The sequence below is a fragment of the Oleiphilus sp. HI0128 genome, from assembly GCF_001635365.1.
Genome location: NZ_LWGG01000957.1, coordinates 1 through 817 on the forward strand (window position 1 = coordinate 1; position 817 = coordinate 817).

Consider the following 817-nt stretch of genomic DNA (forward strand, 5'->3'; position numbering starts at 1 on the left):
TGCCGGCCTATGGTAGAGCGCCCTTTTTGATTGGCAAACATCGAGTCTAACAATGCAGAGGGTTGGCTTATCGCACGCGCGTTTGATTTTGTGGGGATGGCATTCTCCGGTGATACAATACCGTTCATGCATTTTGGGTCCATACTCCCCCAATCACTGTCGGTACTATTTTGTTCGCCGGTATCGGCATCGCCCTTTGCGTCATTCTGGTTTGGTTGTCTATGTGAATCATCGGGTCGCTTAAATCCGGTTTCTGGAGAATCGTTGCCGGAGTTAGGATTACCGCTTCCGGAATCACCTTGAGCTGGTGGTGGCGCGTCGTGCCTACGGCGGTGGTGCAAAACCAGCTCTGAAACCGCATCAAGATCATCCAAGATGACCTCTTTTCGACCTTGCCAAGCGGCGTGCGCGCGAGCTGTTCGATACCAAACGATATCTGCTCTTAGTCCATCTACCAACGCATCTTCACAACGTTGTGCAATTTCAATTCGAATGGAGTCAGAGCATGCCACACCCTCTAAACGCTTTCTTGCTGAAACTACCTTAGCGATCAGTGCTTCTTGCTTTTCTTCATAGGCAAGAGTAAATGCTTCTGGATCGGCATCAAATGCTTCGCGCGTTTTAACGATGGCAACACGCTCTTCTACCGAGTAGCGGTTAGCTAAATCGACTGCCAAACCGAAACGGTCGTGTAACTGGGGGCGCAATTCTCCTTCATCAGGATTCATCGTGCCGATTAATAGAAACTCCGCCTTGTGTTGATGGCTGATGCCATCAACACAAGGCGGAGTTTCTATTAATCGGCACGATGAATCCT

Annotated in this window: 1 pseudogene; it reads right to left on the reverse strand. The window is 49.7% G+C overall.

The features are described from left to right. A pseudogene (locus tag A3763_RS28770) lies at positions 1-817 on the reverse strand (magnesium chelatase); the annotation flags it as partial.